Source organism: Stenotrophomonas sp. 24(2023) (genome assembly GCF_030913365.1).
GTDB lineage: Bacteria > Pseudomonadota > Gammaproteobacteria > Xanthomonadales > Xanthomonadaceae > Stenotrophomonas.
In genome coordinates this window covers 35,033-51,987 of sequence record NZ_CP133160.1, presented here as the reverse complement: position 1 = coordinate 51,987, position 16,955 = coordinate 35,033, and the positions used below count along the sequence as shown (strand labels likewise).

17 protein-coding genes are annotated in these 16,955 nt (G+C 67.4%); 9 read left to right on the top strand and 8 right to left on the bottom strand.

Features of this window, described 5'->3' with window-relative positions; translation table 11 throughout:
* Positions 1-101 precede the first annotated feature (101 nt).
* Complete coding sequence (locus Q9R17_RS00225; RefSeq protein WP_308156470.1) at positions 102-1,007, bottom strand: LysR family transcriptional regulator; 906 nt, start codon at positions 1,005-1,007, stop codon at positions 102-104.
* Between the two features lie 105 nt (positions 1,008-1,112).
* Here Q9R17_RS00225 and Q9R17_RS00220 point away from each other — a divergent pair, with 105 nt between their 5' ends.
* The 3 genes from Q9R17_RS00220 to Q9R17_RS00210 all read left to right on the top strand — a co-directional run bounded on the left by Q9R17_RS00220 (position 1,113) and on the right by Q9R17_RS00210 (position 4,934).
* Positions 1,113-2,483: an MFS transporter gene (locus tag Q9R17_RS00220; RefSeq protein ID WP_308156469.1), complete on the top strand. Its 1,371-nt coding sequence runs from the start codon at positions 1,113-1,115 to the stop codon at positions 2,481-2,483.
* Positions 2,483-2,869 (top strand): DUF4440 domain-containing protein, encoded by a 387-nt coding sequence (locus tag Q9R17_RS00215; protein WP_308156468.1) that lies wholly within the window; start codon positions 2,483-2,485, stop codon positions 2,867-2,869. The genes Q9R17_RS00220 and Q9R17_RS00215 overlap by 1 nt, the downstream gene beginning before the upstream one ends.
* A 154-nt stretch (positions 2,870-3,023) precedes the next feature.
* Positions 3,024-4,934, top strand: a complete 1,911-nt coding sequence (locus Q9R17_RS00210) for a CocE/NonD family hydrolase (RefSeq protein WP_308156467.1) — start codon at positions 3,024-3,026, stop codon at positions 4,932-4,934.
* Positions 4,935-4,970: 36 nt separating this feature from the next.
* On the opposite strand, the gene Q9R17_RS00205 is transcribed toward Q9R17_RS00210, so the two are convergent.
* A complete protein-coding gene (locus Q9R17_RS00205) occupies positions 4,971-5,924 on the bottom strand; it encodes an AraC family transcriptional regulator (protein WP_308156466.1) in 954 nt (317 codons plus the stop codon).
* Between the two features lie 97 nt (positions 5,925-6,021).
* A complete protein-coding gene (locus Q9R17_RS00200) occupies positions 6,022-7,110 on the bottom strand; it encodes an alkene reductase (protein WP_308156465.1) in 1,089 nt (362 codons plus the stop codon).
* Between the two features lie 195 nt (positions 7,111-7,305).
* Here Q9R17_RS00200 and Q9R17_RS00195 point away from each other — a divergent pair, with 195 nt between their 5' ends.
* The 6 genes from Q9R17_RS00195 (at position 7,306) to Q9R17_RS00170 (ending at position 13,506) form a co-directional block, all read left to right on the top strand.
* Positions 7,306-8,055 (top strand): SDR family NAD(P)-dependent oxidoreductase, encoded by a 750-nt coding sequence (locus tag Q9R17_RS00195; protein ID WP_308156464.1) that lies wholly within the window; start codon positions 7,306-7,308, stop codon positions 8,053-8,055.
* A gap of 203 nt (positions 8,056-8,258) precedes the next feature.
* Complete coding sequence (locus Q9R17_RS00190) at positions 8,259-8,708, top strand: MgtC/SapB family protein (protein WP_308156463.1); 450 nt, start codon at positions 8,259-8,261, stop codon at positions 8,706-8,708.
* A gap of 216 nt (positions 8,709-8,924) precedes the next feature.
* Positions 8,925-9,689: a transcriptional regulator LldR gene (lldR, locus tag Q9R17_RS00185; protein ID WP_308156462.1), complete on the top strand. Its 765-nt coding sequence runs from the start codon at positions 8,925-8,927 to the stop codon at positions 9,687-9,689.
* 22 nt (positions 9,690-9,711) lie between these two features.
* Positions 9,712-10,851 carry an FMN-dependent L-lactate dehydrogenase LldD gene (gene lldD, locus Q9R17_RS00180; RefSeq protein WP_308156461.1) on the top strand — a complete coding sequence of 380 codons (1,140 nt, stop codon included), beginning with the start codon at positions 9,712-9,714 and terminating at the stop codon, positions 10,849-10,851.
* A complete protein-coding gene (gene dld / locus Q9R17_RS00175) occupies positions 10,848-12,548 on the top strand; it encodes a D-lactate dehydrogenase (protein WP_308156460.1) in 1,701 nt (566 codons plus the stop codon). The genes lldD and dld overlap by 4 nt, the downstream gene beginning before the upstream one ends.
* A 73-nt stretch (positions 12,549-12,621) precedes the next feature.
* Positions 12,622-13,506 carry a hypothetical protein gene (locus Q9R17_RS00170; protein ID WP_308156459.1) on the top strand — a complete coding sequence of 295 codons (885 nt, stop codon included), beginning with the start codon at positions 12,622-12,624 and terminating at the stop codon, positions 13,504-13,506.
* Between the two features lie 52 nt (positions 13,507-13,558).
* Here Q9R17_RS00170 and Q9R17_RS00165 read toward each other — a convergent pair whose 3' ends face one another.
* The 5 genes from Q9R17_RS00165 to Q9R17_RS00145 all read right to left on the bottom strand — a co-directional run bounded on the left by Q9R17_RS00165 (position 13,559) and on the right by Q9R17_RS00145 (position 16,853).
* A complete protein-coding gene (locus tag Q9R17_RS00165) occupies positions 13,559-13,864 on the bottom strand; it encodes an I78 family peptidase inhibitor (RefSeq protein WP_308156458.1) in 306 nt (101 codons plus the stop codon).
* A gap of 69 nt (positions 13,865-13,933) precedes the next feature.
* On the bottom strand, positions 13,934-14,614 hold the full coding sequence (locus Q9R17_RS00160) for a hypothetical protein (protein WP_308156457.1): 681 nt from the start codon (positions 14,612-14,614) through the stop codon (positions 13,934-13,936).
* Positions 14,615-14,815: 201 nt separating this feature from the next.
* A complete protein-coding gene (locus Q9R17_RS00155; RefSeq protein WP_308156456.1) occupies positions 14,816-15,319 on the bottom strand; it encodes a hypothetical protein in 504 nt (167 codons plus the stop codon).
* A 4-nt stretch (positions 15,320-15,323) separates the two neighbouring features.
* Positions 15,324-16,283 carry a PoNe immunity protein domain-containing protein gene (locus tag Q9R17_RS00150; RefSeq protein WP_308156455.1) on the bottom strand — a complete coding sequence of 320 codons (960 nt, stop codon included), beginning with the start codon at positions 16,281-16,283 and terminating at the stop codon, positions 15,324-15,326.
* Between the two features lie 6 nt (positions 16,284-16,289).
* Positions 16,290-16,853: a hypothetical protein gene (locus Q9R17_RS00145; RefSeq protein WP_308156454.1), complete on the bottom strand. Its 564-nt coding sequence runs from the start codon at positions 16,851-16,853 to the stop codon at positions 16,290-16,292.
* Positions 16,854-16,955 lie beyond the last annotated feature (102 nt).

Here is a 16,955-nt window from a genome sequence, read left to right as displayed (position 1 = left end):
CCCGCGCGATCCTGATGGTTTGAAGATACGGCCCCGCAAGGGGCCGTATCTGGTTCAGGCAGCCACTGCGCTCGCCGGACAGGGCGCCGGCGGGCGCGTCATCAGCCGGGTGTACCGTCAAACCACCCGCGCAGGAAATCAATCAGCTGCCGCACCTTCGGCGAGGGCTGCGCGCTGTGCGGGTAGACCGCGTACACGCTCTGCTGCGGGAAACGGTGCTGGCGCAGCACCGGCCGCAGGCGACCGTGGGCCAGATCCTCCTCGATCAGCCAGCGCGGCAGCACGGTGACCCCGGCGCCTGCCAGGGCGAAGGCGCGCAGGCTGCTGGCCCCATCCACGCGCACGACGGCATTGCCCGGGTTGGTGGCGAACAGGGCATCGCTGCCGTCGGGTGCGACCACCGGCACATCGGCCAGGCGCGGGTAGCCGAGGCGGGGCAGGGTGCCCAGCTGCACCGGATCATCGGCGGCGTCTGCCGAAGGCAGCCGGGCCAGCAGCGATGGTGCGGCCACCGCACACAGCGGGTGCTGTTCAAGCTCGCTGGCATGCAGGCCCGAATCCGGCAGGCGGCCCAGGCGGATGGCCAGGTCGAACCGCTCGGGAATCAGGTCGGCTGGCGCGGGTGACGTCGACAGGTGAAGCAGCAGGGCCGGATGCCGCGCACGAAATGCCTCCAGCGCCGGAATCAGGCGCAGCTGCGCGTACTCCGGCGTGGTGGTCAGGCGCAGCACGCCCTGCAGCTGGTGCTGGTCACGGCGCGCGGCATCGATCGCTGCCTGTGCGGCGTCCAGCGCCTGTACGCAGTGCTGCAGGAACTGCTCGCCGGCTTCGGTCAGGGCCAGGTGACGGGTACTGCGCAGCAGCAGGGGCACGCCCAGTTCCTGCTCCAGCCGCTTCAGGTTGAAGCTGACCACCGCGCGGCTCAGGCCAAGGCGATCGGCGGCGGCGGTCAGGCTGCCGGCCTCGACCACGGCACGGAAAACATCGAAGCGATCCAGGCTGACCATGATGATTCATTGTCAAAAAAGATTTGACAGTGTTGCAGCTGCTGTCGTGTTTTTCCAACAGGGTGTGAAAGGCATGCTGGCCGCTTCCCTGCTGGAGCACCGCCGATGCCATCCCTCCGCCTGCGTCATGAGGCGATCTTCCTGCTGGTGTTCGCCTTGGACCTGGTCAACATGTTCATCGCCACGGTCGCCTATCCGGCGCTGGCGGCGGACCTGCACGCCGACATCGGCACTCTGGCCTGGGTCGGCACTGCCTACATGCTGGGCCTGAGCGTGGTGATTCCGCTGGCGCCGTGGCTGGCCGCGCGCTGCGGCGAGTGTCGCCTGCTGCTGGTTGCGTTGCTGTTGTTCGCGGTCGCCGCCGTGCTGGCAGGCGCCGCGCCGGGTATCGGCTGGCTGCTGGGCTGGCGCTTGCTGCAGGGCCTGGCCGGTGGCCTGCTGATCCCTGTCGCGCAGGCGGCGGCCTACCGTCAGTGCACGCCCGACCAGCGGGGGGCACTGACCCGGCGCATCCTGCTGGTGGCGCTGCTGGTGGCGCTGCTGGTGCCGGCCCTGGCGCCTGCGCTGGGCGGCCTGCTGGTGCAATGGTTGTCCTGGCGCGGCGTGCTCTGGGCCAGCCTGCCACTGGCGGTGGTGGCGACGGGGCTGGTGCTGGCCTGGATGCCTGCCGATGGCACGCGTGATGCGCCACGCCTGCAGGCCTATGCGCTGTCCACCGCGATGCTTGCACTGGGCGCGCTGCTGCTGGCGTTGACCTGGCTGGGCGAATCCGGCCATCGCAGCGCGGGCGCTGTGTTGCTGCTGGTCGCGCTGCTGCTGGCGGTTGCGCACCTGCGGGACGTGCGCCGCCAGGCGCAACCGTTGCTGCGCTGGTCGCTGCTGTCCCATCGGGGCCTGCGCCTGGCGATGCTGGTGTATCTGGCGGTGCCGGGCGTGTTCATCGGCAGCCAGCTGGTCAGCACCCTGCAGTTGCACCAGGCCGGTTACAGCGCGGCCCGCATCGGCGCGCTGATGCTGCCTTGGGCGCTGGCGTCGGCAATGGCGATTGCCGCCAGCAAACGCCTGCTGGCCCGCTTCGGCCCGGCCACGGTGCTGCGCACCGGCATGCTGCTGCAGGCCAGCGGCCTGCTGTCGATGGCACTGCTGCCGCAGCCGGTATTTGCGCTGGCCGGGCTGTTGTTCGCGCTGATGGGGGCGGGCGGCAGCCTGTGCAGCAGTACCGCACAGACGTTGGCCTTCCATGGCGTCGAGGGCGAAGCACTGGGCGACGCCAGCGCACTGTGGAACCTCAACCGCCAGCTCAGTTTCTGCCTCGGCACGGCTGCGATTGCGCTGCTGCTGGCGCTGGCGGTGCACTGGCTGCCGACCCGGGCCACGGGTGTGGCGCTGGGCCTGGCGGCGGTACTTACCCTGCTGCCGATGGTGCTGTTGCGCTCATCGCAGCCCCTCACCCTTCCGCGACCGGAGAATGCTTGATGGAACACACGGCTGAACATGAAATCCACGTGCTGCACGACAAACTGCAGGCCTGGTTCCGCGCCGAGGTGGAGGCCGATGCGCTGGAAGATCTGATGGCGCACTTCTGCGCGGATTTCAGCATGGTCGGCGTTGCCGGGCGCCGGCTTGACCGGCTGGCGGTGCAGGCGTTGTTCGTGGGCGGCCACGGCGCCCGTCCTGGCCTGTGCATTGCCATCGAGGCCGTGCAGGTGGTGGAAGCATCGGCGCCGCTGGCGGTGCTGCGCTATCGCGAAGGGCATGCGCTCGCCACCACCGCGCCGGTGTGGCGCGAGTCGCTGGCGGTGCTGCGGCAGGACGGCGGCCGCTGGCGCTGGCTGGCCCTACACGAGGTGCCGGTGGCCTGATGTGAGGGCGCCGGACCGTGCCCGGTGCTGCCGGCCCAGCGCAGCACATGTGCCATCAGTCGTGCTGTTTTCCCCCCGTAACACAACGCTTCGGCACACACCCCAGGCGCAGGCAGGAGTAGGCTTGGGGCTTTCCTGCCGGGAGCTGAACCCCATGCGTGTGCGTGCCGTTGCCCTTGCGATCGCCCTGACCCTGTCCGGCCCACTGTTCGCTGCCGATACCCCGCCGATGACGCCGGACATCAGTGGCAAGCCGTTCGTCGCCCCGGACATCGGTCGCGACTACGACAAGCGCGTGGTGATGGTGCCGATGCGCGATGGCACGAAGCTGTACACGGTCATCGTGGTGCCCAAGGGGGCCCGCAATGCCCCCATCCTGCTGACCCGCACGCCGTACGACGCCGCCAGCCGCGCCGCGCGCACCGATTCGCCACGCATGCGCGACCTGCTGCCGCAGGGCGATGAGGTCTTCGTCGATGGGGGCTACATCCGCGTGTTCCAGGACATCCGCGGCAAGTACGGCTCGGAAGGCGATTACGTGATGACCCGGCCGCTGCGCGGGCCGTTGAACACCACCCAGGTCGACCATGCCACCGATGCCTGGGACACCATCGACTGGCTGGTCAAGCATGTGCCGGAAAGCAATGGCAAGGTCGGCATGCTGGGCTCGTCCTACGAGGGCTTCACGGTGGTGATGGCGCTGACCAACCCGCACCCGGCCTTGAAGGTGGCCGCGCCGCAGAGCCCGATGGTCGATGGCTGGATGGGCGATGACTGGCTCAACTACGGCGCCTTCCGCCAGGTCAACTTCAACTACTTCGCCATGCAGACCGAAAAGCGCGGCAAGGGCACACCGCTGCCCAGCCTGGGCTACGACGACTACAGCACCTTCCTGCGCATCGGCTCGGCCGGTGACTACGCCCGTTTCACCGGCGTGGACCAGCTGACCTGGTGGAAGAAGCTGGTGCAGCACCCGGCCTACGATGCGTTCTGGCAGGGCCAGGCGCTGGATGCGGAAATGGCGAAGACACCATTGAAAGTGCCGACCATGTGGCTGCAGGGCCTGTGGGACCAGGAAGACATGTGGGGTGCCAACCATGCCTACCATGCGATGGAAGGCCGCGATACCGGCAACACGCTCAACTACCTGGTGATGGGCCCGTGGCGGCACAGCCAGGTCAACTATGACGGCGCCCAGCTGGGCGCGCTGAAGTTCGATGGCGATACCGCGCTGCAGTTCCGTCGTGATGTGCTCAAGCCGTTCTTCGACCAGTACCTGGTGGACGGTGCGCCCAAGGCCGACACGCCGCCGGTGCTGATCTACAACACCGGCGAAAACCACTGGGACCGCCTGCAGGGCTGGCCACGCAGCTGCGACAAGGGCTGCACCGCCAGCAGCAAGCCGCTGTACCTGCGCGCCGGCGGCAAGCTGGCCTTCCAGGCGCCGGCCGCCGGTGAGGGCGACTACGAGGAATACGTGTCCGACCCGGCCAAGCCGGTGCCGTTCGTGCCGCGCCCGGTGCGCTTCGCCGACCGTGACATGTGGACGACCTGGCTGGTGAAGGATCAGCGCTTCGTCGATGGCCGCCCGGATGTGCTGACCTTCATCACCGAGCCGTTGACCGCGCCGCTGCGCATCGGCGGTGCCCCGGTGGTGCACCTGCAGGCATCGACCAGCGGTACCGACAGTGACTGGGTGGTCAAGCTGATCGATGTCTACCCGGACCAGGAGGCCTCGACGCCGGAGATGGGCGGTTACGAGCTGCCGGTCTCGCTGGCGATCTTCCGTGGCCGCTATCGTGAGAGCTTCAGTGATCCCAGGCCGCTGGCGGCCAACCAGGTGCTGCCATACCGGTTCGACCTGCCCAATGCCAACCACACCTTCCAGAAGGGCCACCGGGTGATGGTGCAGGTGCAGTCCAGCCTGTTCCCGCTGTACGACCGCAATCCGCAGACCTACGTGCCGAACATCTACCTGGCCAAGCCGGGGGATTACCAGAAGGCCACGCAGCGGGTCTGGCACAGCGCCGCGCAGGCCAGCTACATCGACCTGCCGGTGTACTGAGGTTGACGGTGGTGCCGGGCCATGCCCGGCCGCCGTTCACCCGACCTTCGATGGCCCGGTCCGCCAGCGGCTGGGCACCAGCCCGAAACGCTTGCGGAACGCGGCGGCGAAATTGCTCGGGTGGCGGTAGCCACAGGCCGCCGCGGCCTGCTCCACGCTCCAGCCGTCTTCGCGCAGGCCGCGCTCGGCATGGTGCATGCGCTGTTCGTGCAGGTAGTCGAACACCGAACAGCCATACTGCTGCACGAACAGCCGGCGCAACGCACTGGCACTCATGCAGGCGATGCCGGCCAGTTCGGCCAGGCTGTGGTCATGGCCGGGCGCGGCCTGCAGGTAATCGCGCACGCGGTCCAGCCGGGCCTGCTGGCCGGCGCGCAGGCAACGCACGCGGGTGTCCAGGTCGTCGGCCTGCAGGCCGATCGACAGGATCTGCAGCGCCAGCCCTTCGCGCCACAAGGCATCCAGGTTGCCCTGCCAGGGGCTGTCGAACAGTTGTGACAGGCTGGGCAGCAGCGTGTGCGGAATGGCCCAGTGCCGGCAGCGGGCCTGCTCGTCCCGCAGGGCCTGCTGCAGTTCCGGGCAGCCATGGATGGCCGGATCCAGGTCGGCCGGTACCATCAGGCTCACTCCGCGCAGGCGCATGCTGGCCGGGTGCACGCCGCGCATGGCCACCGGCTCGCGGTGGTGGGACGTCATGGCGGTGCCGGCGCGCAGGGTGAAGTGCGGGCGGCGCGGCGCGTGCACGTCCACCTGGCCATCGAGCATCATGCGGATCGACAGGCCGGGGCGCTCCTCGGCCGTGGCGGTATAACCGATGCGGTTGTGCACATCGGTGGCCACCAGGCTCAGGCCGCCGCGCAGGATCTGTTCATGCAGTTCGCCGCGGCCAACCCACTGGTCATCGCGCAGGTCGCGCGGATCGGCACGGTAGTCATAGCCGTGGCGCAGGCCGAAACGGCGGTAATCGGCAAAGGTGAAATATCGGGACATCACTCAGCACTCGACAGGTAAGGAGTCGTGCTGGCGGAAGCTGGCGCGGGCATTCTAGCGCGGCCCGCCACCGAAGCGGCGGGCCGCGTGGCCGGGTTCAGCCCAGGGGAGGGTAATCGATGTAGCCGTGCTCGCCGCCGCCATACAGGGTCTGCGGGTCGAGCGCGGCCAGCGGGGCATCCGTGCGCAGGCGCTCGACCAGGTCCGGGTTGGAGATGAAGGGCCGGCCGAAGGCGATCACATCGGCGTTGCCGGCGGTGACCGCCGCCGCCGCACTGGCCTTGTCGTAGCCGTTGTTGGCGATCCAGCCACCGCGGAAGCGCGCGCGCAATGCCGCATAGTCGAAGGGCAGGTTGTCGCGGTCGCCGCCGGTGGCACCTTCGATCACATGGATGAAGGCCAGCCCGTCGATGCTGTCCAGGCGCTCCACCGCACGCTCGAACAACGGCTGCGGGTTGCTGTCATGCGCATCGTTGACCGGCGTGACCGGGGACAGGCGCACGCCGGTGCGGGCCGGGCCGATCGCTTCGGCAACCGCGCTGACCACCTCGAACAGCAGGCGCGTGCGGTTTTCGATGCTGCCACCATAGGCGTCGTCGCGGTGGTTGCTGCCATCACGCAGGAACTGGTCGATCAGGTAGCCGTTGGCCGCATGCACTTCCACGCCATCAAAACCAGCGGTGATGGCGTTGCGCGCGGCCTGGCGGTAGTCCTCGATCAGCGCGGGAATCTCTTCCAGCGCCAATGCACGCGGCGCCGAGACATCCTCGAAGCCGTTGGCGGTGAAGGTCTTGCTGTCAGCGCGGATCGCACTGGGGGCCACCGGCACTTCACCTTCGGGCAGCAGGCTGGTATGGGAGATGCGGCCGACATGCCACAGCTGCAGGACGATTTTGCCGCCACGCGCATGCACGGCATCGGTGATCGTCTTCCATGCCGTCACCTGCGCGGCACTGTAGATGCCCGGGGTGTCCAGGTAGCCCTGGCCAAGCGGACTGATCTGGGTGGCTTCGGCAATCAGCAGGCCGGCACTGGCGCGTTGGCCATAGTAGGTCGCCGCCAGGGGCGTGGGCACGCGGTCCGGCAACGCACGGTTGCGGGTCAGCGGTGCCATGGCGATGCGGTTGGCCAGGGCGATGCTGCCCAAGCGGGTCGGGGTGAACAGCACGTCTGAATCGGTGCTCATCGAAAGTCCAGGTTGGCGATAGGGGCGGGCAGCAGGCCCTGTACCCAGCATAGGGACACCGACGTTGCAGCGATGGGAAGCTCGGTTGCGGTGGCCCGGCATTGAAATGCCGTAACGCGTGCACGACACCGCTGCGCGTAGGGTTGAAGGCCTGCGGCACGGTCCGCACCGATTACCCCCACGTGGAGAACAGTGATGATCGATTACCAGCTCAACGGCAAGGTCGCCATCGTGACCGGCGGTGTATCCGGCATCGGCCTGGCCGTGGCGCAGGCCTTGGCAGCGTCCGGTGCGGCCCTGTCGGTATGGGACCTGAAGCAGGACGCGGTCGATGCCACGGTGGCCGCATTGGGCGGCAAGGCCATCGGCATCGCGCTGGACGTGACCGATGAGGCGGCGGTGGCGGCGGCCGTGAGGCGCACCGTGGAGGAACTGGGGGGCGTCGATATCGCCGTCAACAATGCGGGCATCGGCGGCCCGGCGGAGAAGAGCGGCGATTACCCCGTCGAGGGCTGGAAGCGGGTGATCGACGTGAACCTGACCAGCGTATTCCTGTGCCAGCGCGCGCAGATCCAGGCCATGCGCGCCGCCGGCAAGGGCGGCAGCATCATCAACATGGCCTCCATCCTCGGCCAGGTGGGCTATGCCGGCTCGGTGGCCTACGTGGCGGCCAAGCACGGCGTGGTCGGCCTGACCCAGACCGCGGCATGGGAACATGCCGGCGACAACATCCGCATCAATGCAGTGGGGCCGGGCTTCATCAACACGCCGCTGCTGGAAAAGATGGACGCCAAGGTGCGCGCCACGCTGGAAGGCAAGCACGCGCTCAAGCGCCTGGGCACCGCCGATGAAGTGGCTGCGCTGGTGGCCTGGCTGGCCAGTGATGCCGCGTCCTTCGCCACTGGTACGTACTACGCCATCGATGGTGGCTACCTGGCGCAATGACGCGGTGATGGCCGGTCGCACCGGGCAATGGCCGTTGTAGATCCACGCCACGCGTGGATGCCCCTTGGAGCCGTTGTAGATCCACGCCATGCGTGGATGAACCCCGCGCCCAGACAACGCCGGATGTGAAGGCAAAGCGCCGTCATCTTCACTGCCACCCCACGGCCGCCGCGCAACGCTCCGGAAAACCCCGGGAGGCGGCCATGGAACTCACCCAGGATGTCTCGATCCTGCTGCGCGTGGCGGCTGCCATGCTGTTCGGCGGCGTGCTCGGTATCGAGCGTGAGATGGGCAAGCATGCCGCAGGCCTGCGCACGCACATGCTGATTGCCGGCGCGGCGGCGCTGATCGTCGGCCTCGGCGATTCGGTGGCCGAGCATTTCCAGCAGGAGCGCTACCGCGACCTGCTGCAGGTCGATCCGGTGCGCCTGATCGAGGCGGTGGTGGCGTGTGTGGGCTTCGTTGCCGCCGGTACCATCCTGCGTGGTTCGCGCGAGGACCAGGTCAGCGGCCTGACCACCGCCAGTTCGCTGGTGATGGCCGCAGCGATCGGCATCGCCGTGGGCATCGGCAAGTATGTGATCGCCCTGGGGGTAAGTGTGCTGTGCGTACTGGTGCTGGCGGCCATCAGGCGGGTCGAGAAGCGGCTGTAGGGAGCGCACGCTATCGATAATATTGGTATTACCAATAATAGTGCGTCAATCCATGATTAAATGGGCTCCCGCGCTGGGCCAGGATCAATCCATCTTGTCTGGCCTGTACAATTCCCATATTGGTCGTACCAAAATGTTTCTCCCATCGAGAGCGCTGCATGCAGTCCTGGCAACCTCTGTCTGCTGTCGCCGGCACGATCTGGCGGTAAGGGCACCATGAGTACACAACGACTGTCCGACCGGGTGGCTGTGCAGCTGCGCGGGCTGGTGGACGAACAGCAACTGCAGCCGGGCGAGCGCCTGCCGGCCGAACGGGTGCTGGCGGTGCAGCTGGGGGTGTCGCGCACGGTGCTGCGCGAGGCCATCGCACAGCTGGCCAGCCAGGGCCTGCTGGCCGCGCGCGTGGGCGGTGGGACTTACGTGGCGGGGCCGGCCCTGCGTGCGCAGCAGGCATTGCACGAACCGCTGGCGGCGTACCTGCCGGTCTTCCAGGGCGACCCGGAGTACCGTTTCGACGTGCTTGAAATCCGCCATGCGCTGGAAGGCGCCACGGCCTGGCATGCGGCGCTGCGCGCCACCGACGAGGACCGTGCCCGCATCGCACAGGCCTTCCAGACCATGATGGACGCGCATGGCAAGGACGACCCGGCGGGAGAAGCGCAGGCCGATGCGGCCTTCCACCTGTCCATTGCCGAAGCGGCGCACAACCTGGTGCTGCTGCAGGTCATGCGTGGCCTGTTCGGGCTGCTGCAGACCAACATCTCGCAGAGCCGCGAAAAGCTGTTCACCTCGGCCAGCACCTTCGCGCCGCTGTCCGAGCAGCACCGCGCGATGATGGAAGCGGTGCTGGCCGGTGACCCTGAGCGCGCCCGTGCGGCGGCCCATGCGCACCTGGCGTTCGTACATACCGCGTTGCGTACGCTCGACGACAACGCGGCCCGGCGCGCCCGCGCTTCACGCCTGCCGTCCTCCCCCGACTGACGTTGCCCCACGGGCCACCCCCATGATCATCTCCGCTTCCACCGACTACCGCGCCGCCGCCGAACGTCGCCTGCCGCCGTTCCTGTTCCACTACATCGATGGCGGCGCGTATGCCGAGCACACGCTCAAGCGCAACGTATCGGACCTGGCTGATATCGCCCTGCGCCAACGCGTGCTGCGCAACATGGCCGACCTGAGCCTGGACACCGAACTGTTCGGCCAGACCCTGGCACTGCCGGTCGCGCTGGGGCCGGTCGGCCTGACCGGCATGTATGCGCGCCGGGGCGAGGTACAGGCCGCGCGTGCCGCCGACAGCCGCGGCATTCCTTTTACCCTGTCCACCGTGTCGGTCTGCCCGATCGAGGAGGTCGCGCCAGCCATCACGCGGCCGATGTGGTTCCAGCTGTACGTGCTGCGTGACCGCGGCTTCATGCGCAATGCGCTGGAACGGGCGCAGGCGGCCGGGGTATCCACCCTGGTGTTCACCGTGGACATGCCGGTGCCGGGTGCCCGTTACCGTGACGCGCATTCGGGCATGAGCGGCCCCAACGCGGCAGTGCGACGGCTGCTGCAGGCCATCACCCATCCCCGCTGGGCCTGGGATGTCGGCCTGTTCGGCCGCCCGCACGATCTGGGCAACATCTCCACCTACCGCGGTCATCCGACCGGGCTGGAGGACTATATCGGCTGGCTGGGCAGCAACTTCGATCCGTCCATTTCCTGGAAAGACCTGGAGTGGATCCGTGAATTCTGGAAGGGCCCGATGGTAATCAAGGGCATCCTCGACCCGGACGACGCACGCGATGCCGTCAGCTTCGGTGCCGATGGCATCGTGGTCTCCAACCACGGTGGCCGCCAGCTCGATGGCGTGCTGTCCACCGCCCGCGCGCTGCCGGCCATTGCCGATGCGGTGCGGGGCGAGCTGAAGATTCTCGTCGATTCGGGCATCCGCACCGGCCTGGATGTGGTGCGCATGCTGGCGCTGGGCGCCGACACCGTGCTGCTCGGCCGTGCCTTCATCTATGCGCTGGCCGCGCAGGGGGAAGCGGGCGTGGCCAACCTGCTGGACCTGATCGCCAGGGAAATGCGCGTGGCGATGACGCTGACCGGTGCGCGCCGCATCGCCGACATCGGCCGCGATTCGCTGGCCAGCCTGCCATGAGCGAGCACGCGGTGGTGCTGGCCCAGCTGCGCGCGGCCGTCGGCCAGCGCCACGTGCTGACCGGTGACAAGGCGACCCGGCGCTTCCGCAAGGGCTACCGCTTCGGTGATGGCCCGGTGCTGGCGGTGGTCCGCCCCGGCACGCTGCTGGCGTTGTGGCAGGTGCTGCAGGCCGCCGTGCAGGGTGGGGCGGCCATCATCCTGCAGGCGGCCAATACCGGCCTGACCGGTGGCTCCACGCCCGATGGCGATGACTACGGCCGTCCGGTCGTGCTGGTCAGCACGTTGCGGCTGGCCGGCATCCAGCTGCTCGACGGCGGCCGCCAGGTGGTCTGCCTGCCCGGCGCCACCCTGGACCGCCTGGAGCAGACGCTGGCACCGCTCGGCCGCGAACCGCATTCGGTGATCGGCTCATCCTGCATCGGCGCCTCGGTGCTGGGCGGGGTCTGCAACAATTCCGGCGGGGCGCTGGTGCGCCGTGGTCCGGCCTATACCGAACTGGCGCTGTTCGCGCAGGTGGATGCGCAGGGCCAGCTGCAGCTGGTCAACCACCTGGGCATCGCGCTGGGGCACACCCCCGAGCAGATCCTGCAACGACTGCAGGCGGGTGACTACACCGCTGCCGACGTCGGCGATGGCGGTGGCCGCGCTGCCTCCGATGCCCATTACGGCGCGCAGGTGCGCCAGGTGGATGCGGCCACGCCCGCGCGCTTCAATGCCGATGCCAGCCGCCATTTCGAAGCGGCCGGTTCCGCCGGCAAGCTGGCGGTGTTCGCGGTGCGCCTGGATACCTTCGAGAAAGAGCCGGCCGAGGTCTTCTACATCGGCAGCAACCAGACAGCCACCCTGACCGCGATCCGTCGCCAGCTGCTGACCGGTTTCGAACGCCTGCCCATTTCCGGGGAGTACATCCACCGCGATGCGTATGACATCGGCGAGCGCTACGGCAAGGACACCTTCCTGCTGATCGACCGCCTGGGTACCGCGCGGGTGCCGGCGGCGTTCGCGTTCAAGAGCCGCATCGACGGCTGGTGTGAACGGCTCGGCCTGCGCGGAGTGACCGACCGGGTGATGCAGGCGTTGGTGGGCCTGCTGCCGCCGCACCTTCCAGTGCGGATGGGCGAGTACCGGCAGCGTTATGAACACCACCTGCTTTTGAAGGTATCGGCGCAGGACGCTGCGGAAACCGAAGCCTGGCTGCACCGCTGTTTCGCCGACCACGAAGGTGGCTTCTTCCGCTGCACCGCCGAGGAAGGGCGCAAGGCCTTCCTGCACCGGTTCGCGGTGGCCGGTGCCGCCGTGCGCTACCGCGAAGTGCACCGCGACCAGGTGCAGGACATCGTGGCCCTGGACATCGCCCTGCGCCGGGATGATGCCGACTGGTTCGAGACCCTGCCGGCCGACATCGATGGTCGCCTGCTGCACAAGCTGTACTACGGGCATTTCCTCTGCCATGTGTTCCACCAGGATTACATCGCCCGCAAGGGCGAGGATCCCATGGCGATTGAACATGCCATGTGGGCCCTGCTGGACGGGCGTGGCGCGGAGTATCCGGCCGAACACAATGTCGGCCACCTGTACCCGGCCAAGCCGGCGCTGGCAGGCTTCTACCGGCAACTGGACCCGAGCAACACCTTCAACCCCGGCATCGGGCAGACCTCGAAAGCCCGGGACTGGGGCGGCTGCGACTGCACCTGAGCCGGTCGCGCCGGGCCTGCGCTACGATGGGTGCCATCGCATGGATGGCGCCGATGGCGCAGGAGTTGCCCGGATGTTCAAGACAGTTTCCTGCACAGCGGGCTACGTCGCGTTGCTGGCCCTGCCGTTGCTGGCATCGGCGCAGCCGTCGGTGCTGCCGCAGCAGCGCGATGCCGCCGGCAATGTCGTGGAGCCGCTGGGCCAGGTGCTCGATGACCGGGGCCAGGGTGAGGCACGGCTGCAGTTCTGCACGCGCGATCGCGTGTGGTGCGTGCGGGTGCAGCCGGCAACCACGGACGGCGGGCACTCGACCACCCTGGAAGTAGCAGAGCAGGTAACCGGCGAACACGGCCCCAGCTATTTCCACGCCAGCATCGCTGTGCCAGCGGATAGCGAGCTGGCGGTGTGGCCATGGATCGTGCGCCTGGCCCCGGGCGTGGGTGCCGATGAAACGCTGGGTGATCCGCAGCAACGCGCCCGCCAGAACGTGCTGGTGGGGGGGCTGGTCAAGCGTACGGAAATGTATTCCGGGGGCGGTGCCGAGGCCACGACCCTGCAGCTGGCGCAGATCCGTCACCTCGATGAGGGGGTGCAGATCGACGACAACGTGCTGTCCCTGCCGTGGCAGGGCAATGCGAGCATCCGCGCCTGCTTCAGCGAGCAGGACATGAAGCAGCGCGCCGGGGCGTGCCATGACGAGTACACCTTCTCGGCCCGGCTGGCACTGGATGCCGTGGACAAGGGCATGCCGGTGCTGCGCTACCAGACCGTTGCTACCCGGTTCCCGGCGGGCGTTTCGCGCCAGGAGGATTCACTGGCCAAGGGCCCGCTGAAGAAGAAGGATCTGCGCACGGAGCAGGACCCGGCGTGTACTTACATGCGACTGTTCCGCTTCAGGGACGGGGCGTTCCATCCCGATCAGCCGCTGCCGGACTGCGCTGGCTACACCGAGCCGTGACAGGTGCGCGCAGATCCGACTGCGCGACACCACGGGGCAGGCGCTGTTGTCGTTATTCGCAGCGCACGGCGCTGATGAGGTTGTCCTTGCCGAAGAACACGCGCAGGCGATCGCGGCGGATGTCCTTGGTGGTGAGGGTGCTGGGGCCGATCGGGTTGACCAGGCCGGCACCACTTTCACGTGACAGGCGGCGCAGGTTTTCCTCGTTGGCCGGCTGGCCTACTGCCCAGCCCAGCTGGCTGGCATCGCACACCCCGCTGCCCTTGACCTCCGGGCCGGGCGAGGTGACACAGGCGGCCAGCAACAGCGGTGCGACCACGGCGGCCAGCCCAACGCCGGCATGACGGAAACGGATCATCGGCACTGCTCCTGCGGGGGATGATGGCGCCACGATAGCACCGGGCATGTCATTGCTGCATGCGTTGCATTACGCGGCCGGCCCCTGCTTGATGCGCGCCCATACCTGGTCCAGGTGCTGGCGGATGGCGGCTGGGGCCTCGGCGACCTCCGGGCTGTCCTGGCGGTCGCCGCCGAACGGCGGGTCTCCCTCGACCTGCACCACCGATTCTCCTTCCACCACCAGCGCGTCGTCTCCCTGCACCAGCAGTATCTGCAGCGCGTGGGGATCCACGCCTCCGCCGCAGAAGGCATGGCTGGCCACGGTGTATTCGGCGCGGCCGTCGCCATCGAGGTCGGTTGCCTGGAACGGTTCAAGGAAGAAGCCTGCCTGCAGATCCAGCCCCGGGCACTCGGTCGGGTCCACGTTCTGCCAGGCCAGCTCCCACGCGGACTGGGCGTCGTCGCGCTGGTACAGCGTGGCGGTCAGGGTGATGCGGTCCTGGTCCACGCCATCTTCATCGGTGAAGGCATCTTCCTGGCGCGACAGCAGCATCAGGCCCTCGCCGTCGTCGTCGGCCACGTGCAGCTGCCGCAACAGCGTACCGGCGGGCAGGGCCGCAAAACCCAGGTCGGTCACGTCGGGCAGCAGGCGGATACCGGGCTGGGCCGGTGCCGCCGCCGTGGCGGCAGGCGCTGCGGTTGGCGCCGAGGGCGAACAGGCCGCCAGCGCGACGGTCGCGCCCAGGCCAAGGAGCAGGTGACGGGTCATCGCGATGCCTGTGCGGAGGCGGGGGCTCAATGGGTTCCCATCATCGCATGCTCGCGCGATGGTCTGGCCAGTGATGGCCTGGGCTACGGGGTGCTGCAACGGGTGCCGAGCCATCTGGAAGCAAAGAACGGGTATGGGAGGTGTTGATGGCAGCCGTCAATCTGCACAGGCGTTGACCAGGTCCAGCCCCGCCGGGCCCAGCTAGCGAACGGCGGTGGCATCGAAGTGCAGCCGTATCGTCAGGGGGCGGGCCGCTTCATCCCGGCCTGTCGGGCAATCCCGCGTTGCCTCCAGATCAGGCCAGGTGGCATGTGGCGGTGCGGGAGCCAGCAGCGTTGTGAACGTTCCTTCCAGAAGGCGGATATAGGTTCCGTCCGCACACTGGGCCAGGACCAGCTTGTCAGTCACGTCGATATCGCCATGACTGCTGCCGACATAGGTCAGGATGGCGTCCTTTCGACCGTCGTGGTTGAGGTCCGGAGTGCCATCCAGCGATGTGCTGCCGTGCTGCCCGCTGTAAGGGCAGCCCTCATCATTACCGGGCGGGCAGGCACTGACGCGCTTGCCTTCCAGCGGCAGCAGCGCGATCCGGTCGTCGATGGGCGCGGCAGTGCAGGCGCGCTGTAGTGGTGTGGCGGCGCTTGCCGCGCAGGCCAGGGCCAGCAGAGCAGCCGCCGCAGCCGTGGGAATGAGTGATGGTGCCATGGGGTCAGGATGCCCCATCGGAATGCGTGTGGGGTGTCTTCATTGGTGCGCCCCTGCGTGCGTAGTCCACAAGATCCTTCGGGTAGAAGGCCATGTCGCGATAGCTGGCATCATCGATGCCGAGCACGATGGTGGTCGCGGCGGCCTCCCATGACCAGTAGCCGTAGAAGATAATGTCGCCCTCGCCATGCTGGTCGACATAGGGCTCGCGCCGGCTGGCCTCGTACCAGTGCTGAAGATAGGTCGCCATCAATGCCGGACGCCTGTCAGGGCTGGCCTCGAAGACCTTCAGCAGCCTGCGGTAGGGCAGGTTGCGCGTGGTGGTGTCAGGCTGGGGGCGGCCAGGTGCCCACGGTGCCACCAGGCGCTCCAGCAGTCCGTCATGGATGCCCAGTTCGGCGTTGACATAGTCGAGGAATGCCATGACACGGGGCATGTCATTGGCGTTGCCCGTCAGGATCCCGAAGCACACCATCCGCAGGGCGACGATCCAATAGCTTTCAGTTACCAACGGTGCATGCGGAACGCGATCGCCGGAGGTGTTTTCCGGCGAATCATCATAGGCTTTGTCAAAGGCGCCGTACTCCTCTGCCCACGCCAGGGTGTATGGCCAGATCCCGGTGAGTTGGCCGATCGGCGCACCTGCCGAGTACTGCAGGCTCATCAGATCAAGGGTGTCCCATAAGCGCCGGCGCGTGGAGGTCATCAATCCGCCACGGGATGCTCTGGAAAGGTGCTTGGGCAGGTCGACGGTGACCATGGCAATCCCGCTCACCGTATCCTGGAACTGGGCGAGATACGTTGCATAGCGCTGCTGCGGCTCTCTTCGCAGCGCAAAGTCGTCTGCGCTGACTTTGCGTGCCATCCATTCCTTCCAGTCGGGATTATGAAGCGGCATGCCGGTTCCTGTTTCAATGGAAAGCGGGGTTGAGAAACTCGACGCAATGTTGGAGCTTTGGTGCATCAGCGATCAGTCCTGCTTACCCGGCGGAATGGTCAGGCTTTCCCAGATGGCCAGGACGGCCTGTACATCAATGCGCGATGTGGACGTGGCGTGGTTTCTGAGGACGAAACTGCTGTAGTAGAAGTGCGTGCTGGTCAGTGGCATGAAGGCCACATGGCACGTGGAGGTTGCACGATACTGCAGTTCGTCCCCCTCATCGCAATCGACTTCAGCGGTGAACAGCCTGTGTCCATGAAGGGGGATGGGTGCCATTTCATAGGACGACACGCCTGTCGCTACCTGGGCGTGCTCTGGAGAATCCTGGGTTCCCTCTACGGTCGTAATTCCGAAATCGGCTAGGAACAGCTTGCTGGCAGACGTGCAGAGAAATCCAATGTGCTTTCGCTCCCGCTGGAAATCGAGGCACTCGGTTTGCGGATAGTTGCGTGCAATCCGGCTATCCGCCGAGACCGCAATGCCATGAGGCGGGTGCGCGTTGAATGCGCTGTCCTTCGGTGTTGAAGCCCACGCGGCTGCCGAAAGCCAGGAGATGGTGGCCAGAACTACAAACCTGCGAGGTGACAGCATCATGGTATATCCGTAAAGGCAATGGCGCTGGCAACTGCGCGGAGCGGTGGATGTTCGATGGCGGGCCAGTCAGGGCGGTGTGATCTTGGTGGGATCGAGTGGGAT

What these genes read in the sequence shown, in the direction of transcription:
- Q9R17_RS00225 (WP_308156470.1), bottom strand. Translation starts at nt 1,007, where the DNA reads ATGGTCAGCCTGGATCGCTTCGATGTTTTCCGTGCCGTGGTCGAGGCC.
- Q9R17_RS00220 (WP_308156469.1), top strand. Translation starts at nt 1,113, where the DNA reads ATGCCATCCCTCCGCCTGCGTCATGAGGCGATCTTCCTGCTGGTGTTC.
- Q9R17_RS00215 (WP_308156468.1), top strand. Translation starts at nt 2,483, where the DNA reads ATGGAACACACGGCTGAACATGAAATCCACGTGCTGCACGACAAACTG.
- Q9R17_RS00210 (WP_308156467.1), top strand. Translation starts at nt 3,024, where the DNA reads ATGCGTGTGCGTGCCGTTGCCCTTGCGATCGCCCTGACCCTGTCCGGC.
- Q9R17_RS00205 (WP_308156466.1), bottom strand. Translation starts at nt 5,924, where the DNA reads ATGTCCCGATATTTCACCTTTGCCGATTACCGCCGTTTCGGCCTGCGC.
- Q9R17_RS00200 (WP_308156465.1), bottom strand. Translation starts at nt 7,110, where the DNA reads ATGAGCACCGATTCAGACGTGCTGTTCACCCCGACCCGCTTGGGCAGC.
- Q9R17_RS00195 (WP_308156464.1), top strand. Translation starts at nt 7,306, where the DNA reads ATGATCGATTACCAGCTCAACGGCAAGGTCGCCATCGTGACCGGCGGT.
- Q9R17_RS00190 (WP_308156463.1), top strand. Translation starts at nt 8,259, where the DNA reads ATGGAACTCACCCAGGATGTCTCGATCCTGCTGCGCGTGGCGGCTGCC.
- lldR (WP_308156462.1), top strand. Translation starts at nt 8,925, where the DNA reads ATGAGTACACAACGACTGTCCGACCGGGTGGCTGTGCAGCTGCGCGGG.
- lldD (WP_308156461.1), top strand. Translation starts at nt 9,712, where the DNA reads ATGATCATCTCCGCTTCCACCGACTACCGCGCCGCCGCCGAACGTCGC.
- dld (WP_308156460.1), top strand. Translation starts at nt 10,848, where the DNA reads ATGAGCGAGCACGCGGTGGTGCTGGCCCAGCTGCGCGCGGCCGTCGGC.
- Q9R17_RS00170 (WP_308156459.1), top strand. Translation starts at nt 12,622, where the DNA reads ATGTTCAAGACAGTTTCCTGCACAGCGGGCTACGTCGCGTTGCTGGCC.
- Q9R17_RS00165 (WP_308156458.1), bottom strand. Translation starts at nt 13,864, where the DNA reads ATGATCCGTTTCCGTCATGCCGGCGTTGGGCTGGCCGCCGTGGTCGCA.
- Q9R17_RS00160 (WP_308156457.1), bottom strand. Translation starts at nt 14,614, where the DNA reads ATGACCCGTCACCTGCTCCTTGGCCTGGGCGCGACCGTCGCGCTGGCG.
- Q9R17_RS00155 (WP_308156456.1), bottom strand. Translation starts at nt 15,319, where the DNA reads ATGGCACCATCACTCATTCCCACGGCTGCGGCGGCTGCTCTGCTGGCC.
- Q9R17_RS00150 (WP_308156455.1), bottom strand. Translation starts at nt 16,283, where the DNA reads ATGCACCAAAGCTCCAACATTGCGTCGAGTTTCTCAACCCCGCTTTCC.
- Q9R17_RS00145 (WP_308156454.1), bottom strand. Translation starts at nt 16,853, where the DNA reads ATGATGCTGTCACCTCGCAGGTTTGTAGTTCTGGCCACCATCTCCTGG.